Source organism: Streptomyces sp. NBC_01571 (assembly GCF_026339875.1).
GTDB lineage: Bacteria > Actinomycetota > Actinomycetes > Streptomycetales > Streptomycetaceae > Streptomyces.
Map to the genome: position 1 here is coordinate 5,790,499 of NZ_JAPEPZ010000001.1, position 19,795 is coordinate 5,810,293.

Annotated in this window: 15 protein-coding genes; 8 read left to right on the forward strand and 7 right to left on the reverse strand. The window is 71.7% G+C overall.

Annotation, left to right across the window (positions count from 1 at the left end; all coding sequences use genetic code 11):
* Positions 1–33 precede the first annotated feature (33 nt).
* On the forward strand, positions 34–3,651 hold the full coding sequence (locus OHB41_RS26200; protein ID WP_266706133.1) for an AfsR/SARP family transcriptional regulator: 3,618 nt from the start codon (positions 34–36) through the stop codon (positions 3,649–3,651).
* Here OHB41_RS26200 and OHB41_RS26205 read toward each other — a convergent pair whose 3' ends face one another.
* Positions 3,652–5,343 (reverse strand): bifunctional 3'-5' exonuclease/DNA polymerase, encoded by a 1,692-nt coding sequence (locus OHB41_RS26205; RefSeq protein WP_266700618.1) that lies wholly within the window; start codon positions 5,341–5,343, stop codon positions 3,652–3,654.
* Between the two features lie 150 nt (positions 5,344–5,493).
* Entirely contained in the window at positions 5,494–6,216 is a 723-nt protein-coding gene (locus tag OHB41_RS26210; protein WP_266700619.1) for a Clp protease N-terminal domain-containing protein, read from the reverse strand.
* Between the two features lie 204 nt (positions 6,217–6,420).
* Here OHB41_RS26210 and OHB41_RS26215 point away from each other — a divergent pair, with 204 nt between their 5' ends.
* Positions 6,421–7,536 (forward strand): DUF2786 domain-containing protein, encoded by a 1,116-nt coding sequence (locus tag OHB41_RS26215; protein ID WP_266700620.1) that lies wholly within the window; start codon positions 6,421–6,423, stop codon positions 7,534–7,536.
* A 36-nt stretch (positions 7,537–7,572) separates the two neighbouring features.
* Here OHB41_RS26215 and OHB41_RS26220 read toward each other — a convergent pair whose 3' ends face one another.
* Positions 7,573–8,112: a DUF4232 domain-containing protein gene (locus OHB41_RS26220; RefSeq protein WP_266700621.1), complete on the reverse strand. Its 540-nt coding sequence runs from the start codon at positions 8,110–8,112 to the stop codon at positions 7,573–7,575.
* 238 nt (positions 8,113–8,350) lie between these two features.
* Positions 8,351–8,887, reverse strand: a complete 537-nt coding sequence (locus OHB41_RS26225) for a hypothetical protein (RefSeq protein WP_526024965.1) — start codon at positions 8,885–8,887, stop codon at positions 8,351–8,353.
* 952 nt (positions 8,888–9,839) lie between these two features.
* Here OHB41_RS26225 and OHB41_RS26230 point away from each other — a divergent pair.
* Positions 9,840–10,100 carry a DUF397 domain-containing protein gene (locus tag OHB41_RS26230; protein WP_153289320.1) on the forward strand — a complete coding sequence of 87 codons (261 nt, stop codon included), beginning with the start codon at positions 9,840–9,842 and terminating at the stop codon, positions 10,098–10,100.
* A 114-nt stretch (positions 10,101–10,214) separates the two neighbouring features.
* Here the strand turns inward: OHB41_RS26230 and OHB41_RS26235 are convergent, their stop codons facing one another.
* Positions 10,215–10,733 (reverse strand): ATP-binding protein, encoded by a 519-nt coding sequence (locus tag OHB41_RS26235; protein WP_266700622.1) that lies wholly within the window; start codon positions 10,731–10,733, stop codon positions 10,215–10,217.
* Positions 10,734–11,058: 325 nt separating this feature from the next.
* Here OHB41_RS26235 and OHB41_RS26240 point away from each other — a divergent pair, with 325 nt between their 5' ends.
* From OHB41_RS26240 to OHB41_RS26250, 3 genes are all read left to right on the forward strand, one after another.
* Positions 11,059–11,895 (forward strand): Sco1979 family transcriptional regulator, encoded by an 837-nt coding sequence (locus OHB41_RS26240; RefSeq protein WP_502976826.1) that lies wholly within the window; start codon positions 11,059–11,061, stop codon positions 11,893–11,895.
* Positions 11,896–12,080: 185 nt separating this feature from the next.
* Positions 12,081–13,541 carry an aldehyde dehydrogenase family protein gene (locus OHB41_RS26245; RefSeq protein ID WP_266700623.1) on the forward strand — a complete coding sequence of 487 codons (1,461 nt, stop codon included), beginning with the start codon at positions 12,081–12,083 and terminating at the stop codon, positions 13,539–13,541.
* Between the two features lie 233 nt (positions 13,542–13,774).
* On the forward strand, positions 13,775–14,416 hold the full coding sequence (locus tag OHB41_RS26250; RefSeq protein WP_266700624.1) for a PadR family transcriptional regulator: 642 nt from the start codon (positions 13,775–13,777) through the stop codon (positions 14,414–14,416).
* Between the two features lie 397 nt (positions 14,417–14,813).
* Here the strand turns inward: OHB41_RS26250 and gad are convergent, their stop codons facing one another.
* Both gad and OHB41_RS26260 read right to left on the reverse strand, forming a co-directional pair.
* Complete coding sequence (gad, locus tag OHB41_RS26255) at positions 14,814–16,220, reverse strand: glutamate decarboxylase (protein WP_266700625.1); 1,407 nt, start codon at positions 16,218–16,220, stop codon at positions 14,814–14,816.
* Between the two features lie 51 nt (positions 16,221–16,271).
* A complete protein-coding gene (locus OHB41_RS26260; RefSeq protein WP_266700626.1) occupies positions 16,272–17,558 on the reverse strand; it encodes an ion channel protein in 1,287 nt (428 codons plus the stop codon).
* A 120-nt stretch (positions 17,559–17,678) separates the two neighbouring features.
* Between OHB41_RS26260 and OHB41_RS26265 the strand changes: the two genes are divergently transcribed.
* The gene (locus tag OHB41_RS26265) at positions 17,679–18,440 is read left to right on the forward strand and encodes a MerR family transcriptional regulator (RefSeq protein WP_266700627.1); all 762 of its coding nucleotides are present in this window, start codon (positions 17,679–17,681) and stop codon (positions 18,438–18,440) included.
* Between the two features lie 190 nt (positions 18,441–18,630).
* On the forward strand, positions 18,631–19,764 hold the full coding sequence (locus OHB41_RS26270; RefSeq protein WP_266700628.1) for a DedA family protein: 1,134 nt from the start codon (positions 18,631–18,633) through the stop codon (positions 19,762–19,764).
* Positions 19,765–19,795 lie beyond the last annotated feature (31 nt).

The window sequence follows — 19,795 nt, forward strand, 5'->3', positions numbered from 1 at the left end:
CGGACGGTCGCGTGGGAAGGCAGTGGGCGGGCTATGCGGTACGGGCTGCGGTTCGGGCTGCTGGGTCCACCGGTCCTGTACGACGCCGACGGCGAGGTCGGGTCGATCGGCGGCGGCAAGATGCGTGCCCTGCTGGTGGCGCTGCTGCTGGAGCCGGGCCGGGTCGTCTCGGTCGACGCGCTCAAGGACGCGCTGTGGGGTGGATCACCGCCCGCGTCCGCACAGGCCTCACTGCAGAACCACGTCACCCGGCTGCGTCGGCTCCTCGACGATCCGGAGCGGCTGCGGGCCGTACCGCCGGGGTATCTGCTGCGGGTCGGCGAGGGCGAGCTCGATGTCCGCGTCTTCGAGTCCCACGTCACGGCGGCGCGTGCCGCGCATGCCGGGCGGGACGGCGCACGGGCGCTGCGCGAGGCACTGGCGGCGCTCGCGCTGTGGCGCGGCACCCCGCTCGGCGGAGTCCGGCCCGAGCTCGGCGGGCACGCCCTCGTCCAGCGCCTGGAGGAGGCGCGGCTGCTGCTCCTGGAGTGGCGCTACGAGGCCGAGTTGTGGCTCGCGCCGCCGATCGCCGGAAGCGGTGGGCGCGCCGGCGGTGGCCGTGGCGGGGGAGCGGTGGGGACTTCGGGGGGTGCGGAGGGCACCGGGGAGACACGTGCTTCCGGGAACTCCCCGAGCTTTGCGGACGCGAGTGGTTCCGTGAGCTCCACCAACTCCGCGGGCGAGGACGGCTTCGGGAGTTCCATGAACTCCGTGGGCGAGGACGGCTTCGGGAGCTCCACGAACTCCGCGGACGTGGGTGGCTTCGGGAGCTCCACGAACCCCGCGGACGCGGGCGTCTTCGGGCATGCCCGACTGGCCGGCCTCGCACCCGAGTTGGCCGCTCTGGTCGCGGAGCACCCGTTGCGGGAGGCCTTTCACCGGCTGCTGATGCTCGTGCTGCACCGCACTGGTCGTCAGGCCGAGGCCCTGGCCGTCCACCGCGACCTGCGGGCCCGTCTGATCGAGGAACTCGGGGTCGAGCCGGGCCCCGCCGTGCGAGAGGCACATCTGGAGATCCTGCGCGACCGCGAGCCCGGCGTGTCAGTCGGATCAGTCGGATCCGCCGGGTCGGGCGGCAGGGCCGGAACAGCCGGCACGGGCGGAAAGGACAGTGCGGGTACGCCGGCCGGGTCAGGCAGGTCGGGCGGACCACGGAGAACAAGCGGATCGAGCAGAGCAGGCGCATCGAGCGGCGAAGGCGGATCGGGCAGGGCCGGCGCATCGGGCAGGGCCGGCGCATCGGGCGGAGTGGACGGGGCCGGCGACATCGGTCAGGCCCCCTGCGCGGACGGAGACGTACCGGCCGCACCGGCGCAGCCGGTTTCCCCCCGTCCTGCCCAACTCCCACCGCCTCCGGCCCACTTCACCGGACGCGGCGACGTACGCGACGAACTGGGCCTGGTCCTGGACACGGACCGGCGGTTGCGCCTGCCCGTTCCCGCCGTGGCCGTCATCAGCGGCATGGCCGGGGTCGGCAAGAGCGCGCTGGCGCTACACGTGGCCCACGGACTGCGGGAACGTTTCCCTGACGGCCAGCTGTACGTCAACCTGCACGGGGCCACCCCTGGAATGACCCCGCTCTCGCCCGGTCAGGCGCTCGCGGCGCTGCTGCGCGACCTCGGCGTCGAGTCGCGCCGTATCCCCGAACTCCCTGACGCGGCAGCCGCGTTGCTCCGTTCGACGCTGGCCCCGACGCGCACCCTGATGGTGCTGGACGACGCCGCGCACGCCGCTCAGGTACGGCCGCTGCTGCCGGCGGGCGCCGGGTGCGCGGTGATCGTGACGAGCCGTTCGCCGCTCACGGTGCTGGACGGCGCACACCGTTTCCCGCTCGCACCGCTGTCGGACGAGGACAGCGCGGCGCTGCTGCGCGCGGTCTCCGGACGCCGCGACGGCCTCGACGGCGGGCACCCGCTCGTCGAACTCACCGGTCGGCTCCCGCTCGCCCTGCGCGTCGTCGCGGCCCGCCTCGCCGCGCGCCGGGCGCTCACCCCGGACGCACTTGCCGATCAACTGACCGACACGGAAGGCAGGTTGCGTCATCTGGAGTACGACGACCTGAGCGTTCGCAGGTCCCTCGCCGTGGCCCATGACGCGCTGCGCGCCTCGGACCGCGAGGCCGACCGGGACGCGGCGCGCGCCCTGTGCAGCATCGGGGCGCTCGACCTGCCCGTCTACGGTGCGCCCCTGCTCGCCCGGCTTTCCGGCATCGCCGAACACCGCGCCGAGGCCGCGCTCGACCGCCTCGTCGACGTCGCCCTCCTGGAGGAGACGGCGTACGCCCGCTACGCACCCCACGACCTCGTCCGCGACTTCGCCCGGGAGATCGCGGGAACGACGACGACGACGGGAACGAGAGAGGCACCAGGGACACCTGGCGCAACAGGGTCGACGGAGACAGCAGGAGCGACCGAGACGCCAGGGCCGGCGGAGGCGGCCGACGAAGCAGCCGGCGCTGACGGAGCGGACAGGACGGGCGGGGTGAGCGAGGGTCCCTGCGTCTCCGAGCGTGCCCTGCGCTGGTACGCCGGAGTCGCCGCCCGCTCGCTCGAAGTGATCGTCGAGGCGGGGCTCGACCGCGCGGACCGCAGCCGGCCGACGGCCACGCAGCCGGCCGCGCACACGGCCGACGCCGCCGCCACACCGCCGTTCCGCTCCGCCAAGGACGCCTTCGCCTGGGGCGATCTGGAGCTGGAGAACGTGATGACGCTGGTGGAGCGGTACGCGGAGGTGTCCGCGTATGTGCCGGTGCTGGTGCGGCTGCTCAACCCCTACCTCCAGCGCAGCGGCCGGGTCGCGGAGTCGGAGGTGCTCCTGCGGACGGCGCTGGGCGCGGCGCGGCGGCTCGGGGACGAGGCCGCGCAGGCGTACGCGCTCGGCGACCTCGCGGGGCTGCACTTCATGACGGGGCGGGCGGGCGAGGCGCTCACCCTGAACGACGAGGCGCTGGCGATCTGGCGGCGGCTCGGGGTGCTGTCGTGGGTGCGGCGCGGTCTGAACAACCGCGGCATGCTCCTGGAGGGGCTCGGCCGGTACGTGGAGTCCAGCGAGGCCCTGCTGATGAGCCTGGAACTCTCCCGGGAGCTGGGCGACCCGCACACGGAGGCCATCACCTACAGCCATCTCGGCAACCTGTACGAGCACACCGACGCCCGCGCCGCCATCGACCACCACAAGCGCAGCCTCGCGATCGGCGACGTGATGGATGACGTGATCATCCGGCACTCGGCGCACTGCAACATCGGGTACGCGCACCTCACCCTCGGGGAACCGGCCGCCGCCGTACCGCACTTCGAGGAGAGCCTGCGCATCCTCGGGGGGCACGACGACTGGCACGGGGAGTCGCAGACCCGGCTCGGGCTGGTGCGCGCGCTGCGCGGGGTGGGGCACTGCGAGCGGGCCGCGCTGGAGTGCGAGCTGCTGCTGTGCCGTGCCGATCGGCGCGCCGACCAGTTCACCGGCGGTCTGGCGCGGCACCAGCGCGGACTGCTGCTGCGCACCCGGGGGGACGCCGAGGGGGCGTACGCACAGTGGAGGGCGGCGCTGGAGGCGCTGGACGGCAGGGACACCTCGGTGGTGGGGGAGCTGCGGGAGCTTCTCCAGGAGGCGTAGCTACTTCGCGTCCGCGTAGCACTCCACGACCGCGGTCGTGAAGGGGAAGTGGACCGGTGTCTCGCCGAACGTCAGCCTGCCCGCCAGCTCCGCGGCCTCCCGGACGGCCGCCACGACCACGTCCGCCTCCTCGGCCGGGCAGTGCACGATCACCTCGTCGTGCTGGAAGAAGACCAGCTCGGCGGCGAGGCCGGCGCAGGCGCGGCGGAGGGCGGCGAGCAGCAGCAGCGCCCAGTCGGCGGCGCTGCCCTGGACGACGAAGTTGCGTGCGAAACGGCCGCGGGCGCGGGAGTTGGAGGAGGCGTACCCGGGCACCCAGCCCTGGTCGCCGAGTGCCTCGGCGGGCTCGTCCTGGGGGAGGCCCGCCTCCTCCGACGCCCGGTCGGAGGCACCGGCGGCCGGGGGGCTGGTCCGGCCCAGCCAGGTCCGTACGAGGCGGCCCTCCTCGCCCGCGCGGGCGGCGTCGTCCACGTACGCCACCGCCTTGGGGAAGCGGCGGCGCAGTGCGGCCAGGTTCTTCAGGCCGTCGCCCGACGTCTGCCCGTACACCGCGCCGAGGACGGCGAGCTTGGCCTGGTCGCGGTCGCCGGCGAAGGCCCGGTCCGACACCGCCTGGTAGAGGTCGCCCTCCCGGCCCGCGACCTCCATCAGGCCGGGGTCGCGGGAGATCGCGGCCAGTACCCGCGGCTCCATCTGGTCGGCGTCGGCCACCACGAGTCGCCAGCCGGGGTCGGCGACGACGGCACGGCGGATGACCTTGGGGATCTGGAGCGCGCCCCCGCCGTTGGTCACCCAGCGTCCGGTGACCGTGCCGCCCGGGAGGTACTCGGGGCGGAAGCGTCCGTCGCGCACCCAGTCCTGCAGCCAGGACCAGCCGTGGGCCACCCAGATCCGGTACAGCTTCTTGTAGGCGAGCAGGGGCCGCACGGCGGGATGGTCGACCGATTCGAGCTCCCACCGCCGGGTGGACCCGACCTTGATCCCGGCCTGCGCGAAGGCCTTGACGACGTCGGCGGGCAGGTCGGGTCTGACCCGTCTGCCGAAGGCCGCCGAGACCTCGTCCGTGAGCTCGGCGAGGCGGCGGGGCTCGCCGCCGCCCGCGTACCGCTCGCCGAGCATCTCGCGCAACAGCTCGCGGTGGACGTCCGCGCGCCACGGCAGTCCCGTCGCGTTCATCTCCGCCGCCACCAGCATGCCCGCCGACTCGGCGGTGGTGAGCAGGTGCATGCGCTCGGGGTGGGCGGTGGCCGCATGGCGGCGCCGCTGCTCCGCGTACACCTCGATGAGGTCTTCCAGGGGGAGGTGGACCGGGCGGGGCTCGAAGAGGGACGACTGCGAGCCGGGCTCGGCGGAGCGCTGCGGGGGGTCCGGTGGCACGGGCCCGCCGCGCAGCCTGGCCAGCGCGGCGGCCGCCGCGCGGGGTTCGCCGAGCCGGCCCTCGTGGCCGAGCAGCAGGTTCTCGGCGGCCTCGATGTCGTAGCACCGCTCCACGCGCACCCCGGCGGCGAGCAGGCGTGGGTGGACGCCGGCCGTGGACCGCCAGACCCACCGGACCACGTCGGGCCGGGCCCGCACGGCCTCGACGAGATCGGCCTCCCTGCGCACCGGTCCCACGGGCAGCCCGTCGGGTCCGAGGGGGGCGAGCTCCGCGCCGCCGTCCTCGGCCGGTCCGACAGCCCACCGGTCGCTCATGATGCCGAGTCTCGCAGGAGGGTCTGACAACGCCGTCGCGACGACTCGGCTGGTCGGGGCGACGCGGCTGGTCGGGGCCGCCCCGACGGCGCGGCCGGACGCCGCGCCGCGACGACTCGGCCGGATGCCGCGCCGCGACGACTCGGCCGGTTACGGCGCCTCGGTGAGGTCCGCCAGCGCGCGGGCGACGTGGGCCTCGGTCGCCTGCTTGGTGACGCCGGCGTCGCTGAGCACCCCCTGGCCGTTCTCGTGCTCCAGGAGGGCCAGGAGGATGTGTTCGGTGCCGATGTAGTTGTGGCCGAGGCGGAGGGCCTCGCGGAAGGTGAGTTCGAGGACCTTCTTCGCGGCGGGGCCATAGGGGACGAGCTCCGGGACCTCGGCGGCGGCCGGCGGGAGCGCCGCGGTCGCCGCCTCACGGAGCGCCTCCAGGGTCACGCCCTGCGCGGTGATCGCGAGCGCTGCGAGCCCCCCGGGCTCGGCGAGCAGACCGAGGACCAGGTGTTCGGGGAGGCCTTCGGCGTTGCCCGAGGTCTTGGCCTCGGCGTGCGCGGCCATGACCACGTTCCGGGCGCGCGGTGTGTAGCGGCCGAAGCCCTGGCTGGGGTCGAGGTCCGACTCCGCCTTCGGGACGAACCGCTTCTGCGCCGCCTGCCGGGTGACCCCCATGCTCCTGCCGATGTCCGTCCAGGACGCGCCCGAACGCCGGGCCTGGTCCACGAAGTGCCCGATCAGATGGTCGGCGACGTCGCCGAGGTGGTCCGCGGCGATCACCGCGTCCTGGAGCTGGTCGAGCGCGTCGGTGTGGACCTTCTTGATGGCCTCGATGAGGTCGTCGAGGCGTACGGATGGCGTGCCGAGTGGGTTCGTCGTCATGTGTCAACCGTAAGTTGACAGTGGAGGGGTGTCAACCCGAAGTTGACATCTCGCGCGCCCTCGTCCGGGGAAGGCTCGGGCGAACAGCTGGGGAGAATCCGCGGGGAAACGTTGTCCACAGGGTGTGGATACTTTTTTCGCGTGACGGAAGCCCGACGGCACCTGCCCCGGAGGGGACCCCGGAGCGCGTGGCACGATCGGAGGATGAGCAGCAGTACGACGCCCAGCACCGTGGAGCGTGCCTTCGGGGCCGCCCTCTACGCCGACACCGACGCGGCCCTCGACACGGGCGCCTCGCTGCTCGCCGCCGATCCCGCGGCGGACGCCGAACTCGCCCTGCGCGGCACGGAGTTCGTCGCCGCCGCCTGGCGCCGCGGCTGGCAGCCCGCCGACGTCGTACGGATCGTGCGGCGCGAACTGGACGACGTACACGTGGGCCTGGTGTCGGCCCTGATCCTGCGGGAGGACCGGACACCCCGGGGCCCGCGCTGGGCGGCTCAGCTCGACGAACTGGACGCGGCCGCCGGGCCGCCGCGCGCCGACCGCTTCACACACGCCACCACCGTGCTGGAGCTGTACCGGCTGTTGCTGCGGCTGCCCGCCATCGAGCCGTTGGACCCGCCCCGGCAGGACGCGCCGCAGGACTCCCGGATGCTCACCCGCATCCGCGCCCTGCTCGCCAAGGCCGAGGCGACCGGCTTCCCGGAGGAGGCGGAGGCACTGAGCGCCAAGGCCCAGGAGCTGATGGCGCGGCACAGCATCGACGAGGCACTGCTCGCGGCCCGCACGCACGCCAAGGACGCGCCCGGCGCCTGCCGCATCGGTGTCGAGCCGCCGTACGAGACGGCCAAGGCGGTACTGCTCGACGCGGTGGCCGGAGCGAACCGCTGCCGTGCCGTGTGGAACGAGCCCCTCGCCTTCTCGACCGTCGTCGGCTTCGAACCCGACCTGGAGGCGGTCGAACTCCTCTACACCTCGCTGCTCGTGCAGGCCACCACCGCGATGGCGAAGGCGGAGGCGGCGCAGCGGGCCGGCGGGCGGAAGCGTACGAAGACGTTCCGGCAGTCGTTCCTCGCCGCGTACGCCCATCGCATCGGAGACCGGCTCGCGACGGCCGCCGAGGGGCAGGTCGCGTCGTCGGAGGGGGAGCTGCTGCCCGTCCTGGCGGCCCGCGAGGTGGCGGTCACCGACCACATGGAACAGATGTTCCCGGACACCGTCACCACCCGGCTGCGCGGGGTGGACGACGCGGCCGGGTGGCAGGAAGGGGCCGCCGCGGCGGACCGGGCCCAGGTCAGAGCCCGGCCGCCGCTGCGATGAGGCGACGGCCGGCGGGCCCTGCGAGCGGCTGATCGGTCAGTCGCCGGCCGCCTGGAAGGTGCTCACGGAGGCGTTCAGGTCGTCCGGCCCGGTCTTGCCCGCGAGGGGGCCGTACGACCACTTGAAGCGCTGGGCGTCCTTGGCACCGGGCAGGCTGATCTTCAGCGAGGTCGCGGCGAGGCTCTTCGCGTCGCCCGCCTTGCCCCGCACGTAGGTGATCGTGAAGGAGGCGGTGCCGTCCTTCGCCAGGGTCATCTTCTGCGGCTTCGCCGACTTGTCCGCGAAGACCTCCGTTCCCCGGGTGCTGTCGTGCAGCTCGATGCCGGGGAAGCCCGTGAGGGTGCACTCCTCGCCGTGGTTGGTGAGCGTGACGGGCACGTTGCCGGTGTCCCCGGCGGCCGGGGCGGTGTTGGCGGGGCCGACCTCGAAGTCGATCCGGTCGATCGCGCAGACGCTGGAGGAGGCCGAGGTCGCCGTGGAGCCGCCGGAATCCTTCTTGTCGGCACCGCCGCTGTCGCAGGCGGTCAGCATGAGGGCCGCCGCGGCGGTGACGACGGCGATCGGAAGGGCGCGCATGGGTTTCCCCCTGGGTTCGTGACGGTGCACACCGATCATCACGCAGACCGGGGGGTGAGTGTCGCGCGACCCCCCGCTCCGGCGCGTCGTCCGTGCGACTGGCACCCGGAGAATCACCTGAACGTCGAACGGGGCGGGCCCGCGGGCGTCCGGCACGGAGCCGCGGAACATGGGGAGATCGACGTCCCGTTCGGGGGCGGGGCCCGCAAGTGCGCAGGCGGGAGCCGTGGGCGGGGGTTCAGGACCCCAGGCTCGCCGTCGGCAGCCCCGACGGCAGCTTGCCGCCCTGGGCCTTCGTGTACGACTCCTTGCCGAGACCGCCCGACCAGGTGACCTTGAGCGTCGTGGCGTTGACGGAGTCGACCATGCCCGTGGCGCGCTGCTTGTTTCCGTCCGCGCAGGTGAGGTGGATCATCCGCATGCCCGACTCCTCCCCGGCCGTACCGCTGCACACGGTGCCGCCCGTCGCGAAGAGCCCGGCCTGCTTCCCGGTGATCACCAGCGCCACCGCTTTGCCGCCTGTGGTGGCCAGCCAACTGCCCTCGAGTCCGGCCTTGGCGGTGGGCGAGGTGCTCGCATCCCCGCCCGTGCCGCCGGTCCCGGACGCGCCGGTGCTCGCGGTCTTGTCCGCGGATCCCGGACTGGAGGAGCCGGAGTCGTCGCTGCTGCAGCCGGTCAGCGCGAGCGCGCCCGCCAGACCCGCGGCCACGAGCATGGCGGTGGCCGCGGTCCGGACCCGCCGACGCGGGAGGATCGCCGAAGTCGCCGATGTCACTGAAGCCCCCAAGGGTGGTGGTGTCGCTGGGGTCGCCGGAACGACCGCAGCAAGCTACCAGGAGCATGCGTGAACGCCTCGGGCGAGTCGTGCGGAGTACGTACGGATGTCCTGAGCGGTCCGGTCCTATCCGGTCGGGCCGGGTCGGGTCCGTTCCCTCCGGGGCCGTCCGGGAGGCCGGCGGCACCCGCCGCCGCACCGAGTGGGCCTGCGGGCTCGACGGGCCCGGTGGCCTGGTGGCGCGATGGCCTGGAAGTGGCTCCGGCGTGATCGCTATTCCGTCCCGGAGATCCGGTCCGCGGCCCGCGCGCAGGGAGACGGGGCCCTGCCCCGTCCCACCCCTAGGTGCTGGACCGCGGGCGAGACCGCGTACGGCGACGGCGTCGGGCCGCCCCGACCGCGAGAGCGCCGACCTGCCGAAGAGGTTCCTCCGCGACGGTGAGGGGCTCCGCGACGGTGGGGTCGGCCGTGCGACTGTAGGGACGGGAGGGGGAGCTGGTGTGTGCGAACGGGAACGCGGGGGAGAGGGCATCGCGGCCGTACCGCCGCACCTGCCGCCGACCGGGTCCTGGGCCGGAGGTTGAAAACCGGACGTTGAAGCCGAACGTTGAAACTCGAAAGGCTCGCCCTGCGTCTGTTCCTAGTACATAGGGATTCGACCCGGGCGAACCCGTACGGATGCCGGGGCGGACGAGCATGCACGGGGGGCGGAGGTCGTGTGTCGGGCGACTTCCGGGGCAGGCGAGGGGCCGTCGGCGGCCCGGCGGGCAGCAGGCCGTAGTCAAGCGGACAGCAGGCAGTAGTCAAAGGCCGGTAAAAGCTGTAACCGTGGGACCACCCCCCGTGCACGTGCATCTGCTCATGCATCTGCACATGAACAGAGCTATGATCCGGGGCAGTTGGCCACTGCATCAATGGCCACATCGGCCACTGCACGACCGGGGAGCGACCTGTGGACCACGACGTGTGCGACGTGGATGACGTGTACAACGGCATGGCTGCGACAGAGCTGACCGGGGTGGCCTGGCAGAAGAGCAGACACAGCAACTCGCAGGGATCCTGCGTGGAGTTCGCGAGGCTGCCGGGGGGTGACGTGGCCGTGCGGAACTCGCGGTTCCCCGAGGGGCCGGCGCTCGTCTACACCCGCGCCGAGATCGAGGCGATGCTCCTGGGCATCAAGGACGGCGAGTTCGACCACCTGATCGCGGGCTGAGGGCGGGGTGCCGGCGGACCGGTACCGAGTGCCCGTTCCGTGAACGCGGCGCGGTCGTCACCTCGCGCCGCGTAACGCGCGTAGAACCGCGGCGCCGAAAGGCGCCGCGGTTCTTCATTCGGCCGGGGCCGTGGCGGGGGCGTGCGGCGGGAGCCGGAACAGCGCCCACACGACCTTGCCGCTGAGGGTGCCCGCGAGCGGATGCCAGCCCCAGCTGTCGGCGAACGAGTCGACCAGGAACAGGCCCCGGCCCGACTCCGCCGAGAAGTCGTCCGAATCGCCGGCCACCGGACTGTCGTGACTGGGGTCGCGCACCGCGCACACCAGACGTGAGGTCCACCGCATCAAGTGCAGCCGCACGGGCGCGCCTTGGTCGTCCGCGCGGGGCGTGTCCGAGGGCAGCGCGTGTCGCAGCGCGTTGGTGACGAGTTCGGAGACCACCAGGCACACGTCGTCGAAGCGGTCGCCCATGTCCCACTGGTCCAGCGTCCTGCGCGTGAACCGCCGGGCCTCGCGCACCGCTTCGTAGCGTGCGGGCAGGGCACAGGAAGCGGCGCTGGACACGGCCGCGGGATCGAGCGGCGGAAGTCCCTGCCGTAAGGGCTCGAGCATGGTCGATCCATTCGTCCCCATGCGAGGCACTCCCGGGTGTTCGCGGTCGTTGCGATGCAGCGGTGGCGCGGGGACCATGGTTCCGAATGCGTACAGCAGATGCAAGGGCAGATGCACGTGCACGCGCCCGAACTGAAGTCTTTTGCCCCCTTTTCCAGCTACTTCTTCTGTCGTCTTCTTCCCTCTTGTTGGCCCTCGCGTGCCCCTTTGCTGCGCGGTGCCTTCGGAAGCTTTCCGTTTCTGTAATCGAACGAGTACTGCTTGAAGTGTTTTAGTGGCAGACTTCGGCGTCTGAAGACGGTTGGGGAGGCGGACGAACGTGAGCGCTGGTGAGTCGAGCGGCTCTGTGGTGCGGCGCATGCTGCTGGGGTCACATCTGCGGCGCCTGCGGGAGGCGCGCGGCATCACCAGGGAAGCGGCCGGCTACTCGATCCGTGCCTCCGAATCGAAGATCAGCCGCATGGAGTTGGGACGGGTGAGCTTCAAGACGCGCGACGTCGAGGACCTGCTGACGCTGTACGGCATCACGGACGAGGCCGAGCGCACCTCCCTGGTGTCCCTCGCCAAGGAGGCCAACGTCGCGGGCTGGTGGCACAGTTACTCGGACGTGCTGCCCAGCTGGTTCCCGACCTACGTCGGCCTGGAGGGCGCGGCCCACCTGATCCGGTCGTACGAAGTCCAGTTCGTGCACGGCCTGTTGCAGACCGAGTCCTACGCCCACGCGGTCGTCGCGCGCGGCATGAAGGGCGCGAGCGCGGCCGACATCGAGCGGCGGGTGGCGCTGCGTCTGGAGCGGCAGAAGTACCTCGTCTCCGAGAAGGCCCCGGAGTTCCACATCGTCCTCGACGAGGCCGCGCTGCGCCGTCCCTACGGCGACCGCGAGGTGATGCGCGGCCAGCTCCAGCATCTGATCGAGGTGTCGGAGCGCCCCAACGTGCGCCTCCAGGTGATGCCGTTCAGCTTCGGCGGCCACTCCGGCGAGAGCGGCTCCTTCACGATCCTGAGCTTCCCCGAGTCCGATCTGTCGGACGTCGTCTATCTGGAGCAGCTGACCAGCGCGCTCTACCTGGACAAACGCGAGGACGTCACCCAGTACGAGAGTGCGCTGAAGCAGTTGCAGCAGGACAGCCCCGGGCCGTCCGAGAGCCGCGATCTGCTCCGTGGACTGCTCCAGCTCTCCTGAACCCTCGGCCCGGCATCCACCGGACGCCTCTCCGTCCTCTCCGGGGAGTCTTCACGGACTGTCCCGAGCTGCCCCCCAACTCCCTTTGTGCACAAGTACGATGACGTCTGATCAGTCGTTGATCGGATGTCTGCTGACTCAGACTCGAAATGTCTGCCTCGGCAGCAAGGGGATCGAGGGAGCACATGTCGTCCTACTTCACCGACCTGGCCCGGCAGTACATCGGCGGGGAGTGGCGCCCGGGCACCGGCTCCTGGGACATCATCGACTTCAACCCGTACGACGGTGAGAAGCTGGCGTCCATCACCATAGCCACGGTGGACGAGGTCGACGAGGCCTACCGCGCGGCCGAGCGAGCCCAGAAGGAATGGGCCGCGGTCAACCCGTACGCGCGCCGCGCCGTCTTCGAGAAGGCCCTGCGTCTCGTCGAGGAGCGCGAGGCGGAGATCACCGAGGTGATCATCGCCGAACTCGGCGGCACCCACCTCAAGGCCGGCTTCGAGCTCTACCTCGCCAAGGAGTTCCTGCGCGAGTCGATCCAGCTGGCGCTGCGGCCCGAGGGCAGGATCCTCCCCTCGCCGATCGACGGCAAGGAGAACCGCGTCTACCGGCTGCCCGTCGGTGTCGTCGGTGTGATCAGCCCCTTCAACTTCCCCTTCCTGCTCTCCCTGAAGTCCGTCGCGCCGGCCCTGGCGCTGGGCAACGGCGTGGTCCTGAAGCCGCACCAGAACACCCCGATCGTCGGCGGCTCGCTGGTCGCCAAGATCTTCGAGGACGCGGGGCTCCCCGGCGGCCTGCTCAACGTCGTGATCACCGACATAGCGGAGATCGGCGACGCCTTCATCGAGCACCCCGTCCCGAAGGTGATCTCCTTCACCGGTTCGGACAAGGTCGGCCGGCACGTCGCCACCGTCTGCGCCTCGCACTTCAAGAGCGCGGTCCTCGAACTCGGCGGCAACAGCGCGCTGGTGGTCCTGGACGACGCCGACATCGACTACGCCGTGGACGCGGCGGTCTTCAGCCGGTACGTCCACCAGGGCCAGGTCTGCATGGCCGCCAACCGCGTCCTCGTGGACCGCTCGGTCGCCGACGAGTTCACCGAGAAGTTCGTCGCCAAGGTCAGGACGTTGAAGGTGGGCGACCCGAGCGACCCGCGGACGGTCATCGGCCCGGTCATCAACTCCTCCCAGGCGGACGCGATCACGGGCGCCGTCGAGCAGGCGATCGCCGAGGGCGCCACCGCGCTCGTGCACGGCGCCACCACCGACAACCTGGTCGGGCCGACCGTCCTGACGGACCTGCCGTCCGACTCCGGCATCCTCCGGCAGGAGATCTTCGGCCCGGTCGCGCTCCTGGTCCCCTTCGACGGCGAGGAGGAGGCCGTACGCATCGTCAACGACACCCCGTACGGGCTCAGCGGCGCCGTCCACACCGCCGACGTCGAGCGCGGGGTCTCCTTCGCCAAGCAGATCGACACCGGCATGTTCCACGTCAACGACGGCACCGTGCACGACGAGCCGCCGGTCGCCTTCGGCGGCGAGAAGCACTCGGGCATCGGCCGCCTCAACGGCGAGGCGACGGTCGAGGCTTTCACCACCCAGAAGTGGATCTCGGTGCAGCACGGGCGGAGCTTCTTCCCGTTCTGAGAGAGGCCGGAAGAGGGGCAGCCCGCGGCAGACATGCATCCAGGTGCGCAGTGGACGCATGTCTGCCAGGTATCCCGTCACTGGGGCGAGGGGCAAAACCGGAGACCTCGCCCGCGGAGCGGCCCGGCACGAGCGCATCGTGGGGGACGGCGCGAGCGCCGTCGGCCTGCCGGCCGCGGAGCAGGAGGGCCCGTCAGCCGGCGGGCGGGTGACCGGGTCATAACCTTGGGCGCATGTCAGCGATCCGTCTCCTGGTGCTGGGGGCCGTGCGCCAGCACGGGCGGGCCCACGGTTACCAGGTGCGCAACGACCTCGAGTACTGGGGCGCGCACGAGTGGTCCAACGCCAAGCCCGGCTCGATCTACCACGCGCTCAAGCAGATGGCGAAGCAGGGACTGCTGCACGCCCACGAGATCGCGCCGTCCACGGCGGGCGGCCCCCCGCGCACCGAGTACGAGATCACGGGCACGGGCACCGAGGAGTACCTCACGCTGCTGCGCCGGTCGTTGACCGCGTACGACCAGAAGCCCGATATCCTCTCGGCCGCGCTCGGCTTCATGGTCGACCTCGGCCGGGCGGAGGTCCTCGGGCTCCTTCGGGAGCGGGTGCGCGCCATCGAGGAGTGGCGCACGTCCGTCACCGAGTACTACACCCCCGAGGACGGCCCCGGACAGCTCGGCCACATCGGCGAGATCATGAACTTCTGGGTCCACTCCGCCGACTCCGGAGCGCAGTGGACCCGGGGGCTCATCGAGCGGATCGAGGGCGGCGCGTACACGTTCGCGGGCGAGGGCCCGCCCTTCGTCGGCGTGCTGGGGGAGGGCGAGGAGAACCCGTACGCGACGGGGGCTCCGCACCCCGGCGACCGTATCTAGAGCTGCCGTGGCGCCCAGGCGGAACGGTGCGCGCGGGCACCGTTCCGTCCCGTCCCCGGGGGCTCCGCCCCGGACCCCGCCAAGGGGCCGCCGCCCCCTGGACCCCCGCTCGCCCGGAGGGCTCGTCCTCAAACGCCGGACGGGCTGAAATGCGTGGCCCGGGCGCCAGTCTTCGAGTGCGCCCCAGCAGCGCGGGCTCGCACTTCCAGCCCGGTCGAAGTCCCCGGCGCACGCCGAAGTCCCCAGCGCACGCCGAAGTCCCCAGCGCGCGCCGAACTCTCCAGTGTGGGCCCGCATCTCCAGCCCGTCCGGCGATTGAGGACAAGGCCCTTAAGGCCGAACGGGGGTCTGGGGGCGGAGCCCCCAGGGATGGGAACGGCGCGCGCCGCACGCGCCGTCAGTGGTGGAAGCCGGTCGCCCGCTGCTTGTCACGGGTCCACGGATGTGGCTGACGGCGCAGTTGGGGCACCAGCCGGCTCAGGTCCTCCATGAAGAGGTCGGCGAGATCCGCCGAGAAGCCGTTACGGCACACCACCCGCAGCACCGACAGGTCCTCCCGGTTGGCCGGGAAGGTGTACGCGGGTACCAGCCAGCCGTTCTCCCGCAGGCGCCGGGACACGTCGAAGACGTCGTAAGCGCTCACGTGGGGCGCCGTCGTGAAGGCGAAGACGGGCAGTTGGTCGCCCCGGGTGATCAGGCGGAAGTCCTCCAGCTCCTCGATCCGTCGGGCGAGCCCGCGGGCCAGGTCCCGGGTCGTCTGCTGGACGGCCCGGTAGCCCTCGCGGCCCAGCCGCAGGAAGGTGTAGTACTGCGCCGCGACCTGTGCGCCGGGCCGCGAGAAGTTGAGCGCGAAGGTCGGCATGTCGCCGCCCAGGTAGTTGACCCGGAAGACGAGCTCCTCCGGCAGCTCGGCCGACGACCGCCACAGCGCCCATCCGACACCCGGGTAGACGAGTCCGTACTTGTGCCCCGAGGTGTTGATCGACGACACCCGCGGCAGCCGGAAGTCCCAGACCAGGTCCGGGTCCAGGAAGGGGGCGATCATCCCGCCGGACGCTCCGTCGACATGGACGGGGATGTCCAGGCCCGTACGCTCCTGGAGCCGGTCGAGGGCCGCGCAGAGGTCCGCGATCGGCTCGTAGGACCCGTCGAAGGTGGAGCCGAGGATCCCGACGACCCCGATGGTGTTCTCGTCGCACAGCTCGGCCGCCGCCTGCGGGTCGAGGTGGAACCGGTCGCCCTCCATGGGCACTTGGCGGGCCTCGACCTCCCAGAAGTTGCAGAACTTCTCCCAGCAGACCTGGACGTTCACCCCCATGACGAGGTTGGGGCGCGCTCCCGGGTAGCGGTCCGCGTTCCGCTGCGTCCAGCGCCGCTTCAGCGCCATCCCCGCGAGCATGCACGCCTCGCTCGAACCGGTCGTGGAACAGCCCACGACGGCGCCGGGATCGGGCGCGTTCCACAGGTCCGCGAGCATGGCCACGCAGCGTCGCTCCAGCTCGGCGGTGCGCGGGTACTCGTCCTTGTCGATCATGTTCTTGTCGAGGCACTCCCCCATCAGCACCCCGGCCTGCGGCTCCATCCAGGTGGTGACGAAGGTGGCGAGATTCAGCCGTGCGTTGCCGTCCAGCATCAGTTCGTCGTGGACCAGCTGGTAGGCGATCGTGGGCGTCAGCGGCCGGTCCGGGAGCCGGTGCTTGGGTGGCGCCTCGGTCATGTCGCCGAGCGGATTCGCGTCGCCGAAGAAGGGGTTGACGGACATCGGTCGCTCGTCGGGCTTCTCGGAGCCTTGGTGGAGCGGCATGAGCTCTCCCATCGCGTCTGAGGGTCCTGTGGGGTTCTGGGTCCTGTGGGGTCAACGAACGGCGGTTCCGTCCTGGTGGAGCTGCATCTGCGGTCTGCCGGTCACCAGCAGCCAGGCCGGCAGGGTGGCGATGCACAGCAGGGCGAGGATCGTGGGAGAGGCGACCAGGACGGCCGCCGTGAACAGACTCATCCAGCCCTGCCGGGTGATCGCGAGGAGCATGCCCAGCACCCCCGCGGACACGCCGAGAGCGGGCGGGACCGCCGGGACGAGCGCATGGGCGAACAGGCCGAACGCGGCGCCGATGAAGACGGCCGGGAAGATCCGGCCGCCCCGGAAGCCGCAGGACGCGGCGACGACCAGGGCGGCGAGCTTCACCACCGTCATCGTGGCGAACTGCCCGGCCGACCAGCCCTCGGGGTTCCTGGCCAGCTCGCCCACCTCGGCCAGCCCCTTGAAGAGCGTCAGATGACCGCCCAGGGCGCCCAGCAGGCCGAGGACGAGCCCGCCGAGCGGAAGCGCCAGCATCGGGTGCCCGAGCCGGGAGAAGACGCCGTGGACGTACGGGAAGGCGTAGACCGCCGCCATGCCGAGCAGCGCCGCCGCGGAGGCGACCACGAGCGCGGCCAGGACGTCGCCCCCGCGGGGCGGTCCGAGCGGGGGCATATGGAGCTCGAAGGTCGGATGGGCCACCAGGGCGGTCGTCGTGGCACCCGTGGCGGCGGCCGTCAACGGACCGAACAGGTTGTCCCACAACTTGCCGTCCAGCTGTTGTCCGGCGAGCGCCTCGGAGATGACCAGCGCCGCCGCGACCGGCGTCCCGAACAGCGCGCCGATCGTCGCCGCCTCGGCCAGCGCCGCCCACAGGCCACCGGGCAGCCGTGGCGCGAGCCTGCGGCCCAGCCAGAACGCGAGTGCGATATTGGTGGCGATGATCGGGTTCTCCGGTCCCAGACTCGGACCGCCGGCCAGCATCAGCGCGGTCGCCACCAGCAGGCCGGGCAGCACGGCGGGTGGCATCGGGGGCGCCGAGAGCCCGACGGTCGCCGGGTCGGGGCCCGCGTGGCCCGGGACCTTCCACACCACCAGACCGACCAGGACGCCCGTCGAGGTGAGGACGACGAGCATCCAGAGCACGGAGTACCGGCCGACCCCCAGCGACTCGGGGAGGCCGTTCCAGAGCACCCCCTGGAGTCTCTCCGCGAGCGCGCTCACCCCGAGGAACAGAAGGCTGGCCGCGACGCCGACGACGAGTGCCGGGACGATCAGCGGCAGCAGCGCCCGCGCGGGGGTCGCCGGGGCGGAGGCATGTGCCTGCCGGGCCGCGTCGTGGGTCACGCGGTCACCCTAAGCGGGCAAACCGGGCACCACATCCGGAGTGGCGTCGCGCGGAATCCCCGCTTGCACCTCACGTGACGTCAGGGGCCAGGCTGAAGGCGTACGGAGGAAGGAGCGGAAGTGAGCTATTCGGTGGGCCAGGTCGCCGGTTTCGCCGGGGTCACGGTGCGCACCCTGCACCACTACGACGAGATCGGCCTGCTCGTGCCGAGCGGGCGCAGCCACGCGGGGCACCGGCGCTACGGCGACACCGACCTCGACCGGCTGCAGCAGATCCTGTTCTACCGGGAGCTCGGCTTCCCGCTCGACGAGGTCGCGGCCCTGCTCGACGACCCGGAAGCGGACCCGCGCGCGCATCTGCGCCGCCGGCACGACCTGCTGACCGCCCGGATCGAGAAACTGCAGAAGATGGCCGCGGCCGTGGAGCACGCCATGGAGGCACGCACGATGGGCATAGATCTCACGCCCGAGGAGAAGTTCGAGGTCTTCGGGGACAAGGACCCCGAGGCGCACGCCGAGGAGGCCGAGCAGCGCTGGGGAGGCACCGAGGCGTACGCCGAGTCGCAGCGCCGCGCCGCCCGCTACACCAAGGACGACTGGAAGCGCATGCAGGCCGAGGTGGCTTCCTGGGGCGAGCGTTACGACGCCCTCATGGAGGCCGGTGAGCCCGCGACCGGCGAGCGCGCCATGGACATGGCCGAGGAGCACCGGCTCCACATCACCCGGTGGTTCTACGCCTGCTCGTACGAGACGCATCGGGGTCTCGGCGAGATGTACGTGGCCGACGAGCGGTTCAAGGAGTTCTACGACTCCATGCGCCCGGGACTGGCCGAGCACCTGAAGGGGGCGATCGCGGCGAACGTCACGCGGCACGGAGGCTGACGGCGCCTGTCCCGCGGGTCCCCGGCCGCGGCCGTGTTCTCCGGTCCCCGTGGCTCACAGCTTTGTGCCAGTGGGACCACAGTGCATGCTGGGGACATCCGTGGAACCTGGCGTGGACACAATGCGTTGATAGCTTTGACCGCCGTACCAGGACGCCGCCTCTTCCTTCACCCCTCAGGAGCCCGGAACCGTGACGACGCTCGCCCTCGGTCCAAGCTGGCTGGATCCGAACACGCTCCTGGACAACTTCGGCATCTGGGGCCTCCTTCTCGTCGTCTTCGCGGAGTCCGGCCTGCTCATCGGCTTCTTCCTGCCGGGCGACTCGCTGCTGTTCACCTGCGGTCTGCTGATCACGTCGCACCGGCTGGACTTCCCCCTGTGGGGAGCCGTCGCCCTGATCTGCGTCGCCGCGATCCTCGGCGACCAGGCGGGTTACCTCTTCGGCAAGAAGGTCGGCCCCTCGCTCTTCACCCGCCCGGACTCCCGCCTCTTCAAGCAGGAGAACGTGGTCAAGGCCCACGAGTTCTTCGAGAAGTACGGCCCCAAGTCCCTGGTCCTGGCCCGCTTCGTGCCGATCGTGCGGACGTTCACGCCGATCATCGCGGGCGTCAGCGGCATGCGGTACCGCTCCTTCATCACCTTCAACATCATCGGTGGCGTCCTGTGGGGCGCGGGCGTCACCCTGCTCGGCTCCTGGCTCGGCAACATCGCCGTCGTCAAGGACAACATCGAGGCGATCCTGATCCTGATCGTCCTCGTCTCGGTGGTCCCGATCGCCATCGAGTTCCTGCGGGCGCGCTCCAAGGCCAGGAAGAACCCGCCGGAGCCGGAGGCCCCCCAGGGCCCGGCCGCGTACCAGCAGCAGCCCACGGCCCCCGTCATGGACGACGCCACGCGGCCGCTGCGGATGCACCAGCCGCAGCAGGGCCAGGACCCGTACCAGCAGCAGGACCCGTACCAGCAGGACCCGTACCAGCAGGGCGGCCGACAGCCGGGGCGGCACCAGCAGGACCAGTACGCCCAGGGCCAGGGATACCCGCAGCAACAGGACCCCTACGGCCAGGGCCGGCGATACCCGCAGCAGCAGCCCCAGCAGCCGTACGGCAACCAGGACCAGGGCTACTACCAGGGCCACGACCAGAACTACGGCCAGCACCGCGACCAGGGCCACGGTCAGAACCACGGCCAGGGTTACGGCCAGGGTCAGGGCCAGAACCATGATCAGGGCCAGGCCTATCCGCCCCAGCAGTCCCCGCAGGGCTACCCGCAGCAGCCGTACGACGCGCAGCAGAACCCGTATCACCAGGGCTACCCGCAGGGCTGAGCCCGGCACACCGCGCCCCCGAAGGGGTCCT

Coding starts and splice junctions, on each gene's coding strand:
- OHB41_RS26245 (WP_266700623.1), top strand. CDS start 12,081: ATGTCGTCCTACTTCACCGACCTGGCCCGGCAGTACATCGGCGGGGAG.
- gad (WP_266700625.1), bottom strand. CDS start 16,220: ATGCCGCTCCACCAAGGCTCCGAGAAGCCCGACGAGCGACCGATGTCC.
- OHB41_RS26235 (WP_266700622.1), bottom strand. CDS start 10,733: ATGGGGACGAATGGATCGACCATGCTCGAGCCCTTACGGCAGGGACTT.
- OHB41_RS26220 (WP_266700621.1), bottom strand. CDS start 8,112: ATGCGCGCCCTTCCGATCGCCGTCGTCACCGCCGCGGCGGCCCTCATG.
- OHB41_RS26250 (WP_266700624.1), top strand. CDS start 13,775: ATGTCAGCGATCCGTCTCCTGGTGCTGGGGGCCGTGCGCCAGCACGGG.
- OHB41_RS26200 (WP_266706133.1), top strand. CDS start 34: ATGCGGTACGGGCTGCGGTTCGGGCTGCTGGGTCCACCGGTCCTGTAC.
- OHB41_RS26210 (WP_266700619.1), bottom strand. CDS start 6,216: ATGACGACGAACCCACTCGGCACGCCATCCGTACGCCTCGACGACCTC.
- OHB41_RS26205 (WP_266700618.1), bottom strand. CDS start 5,343: ATGAGCGACCGGTGGGCTGTCGGACCGGCCGAGGACGGCGGCGCGGAG.
- OHB41_RS26215 (WP_266700620.1), top strand. CDS start 6,421: ATGAGCAGCAGTACGACGCCCAGCACCGTGGAGCGTGCCTTCGGGGCC.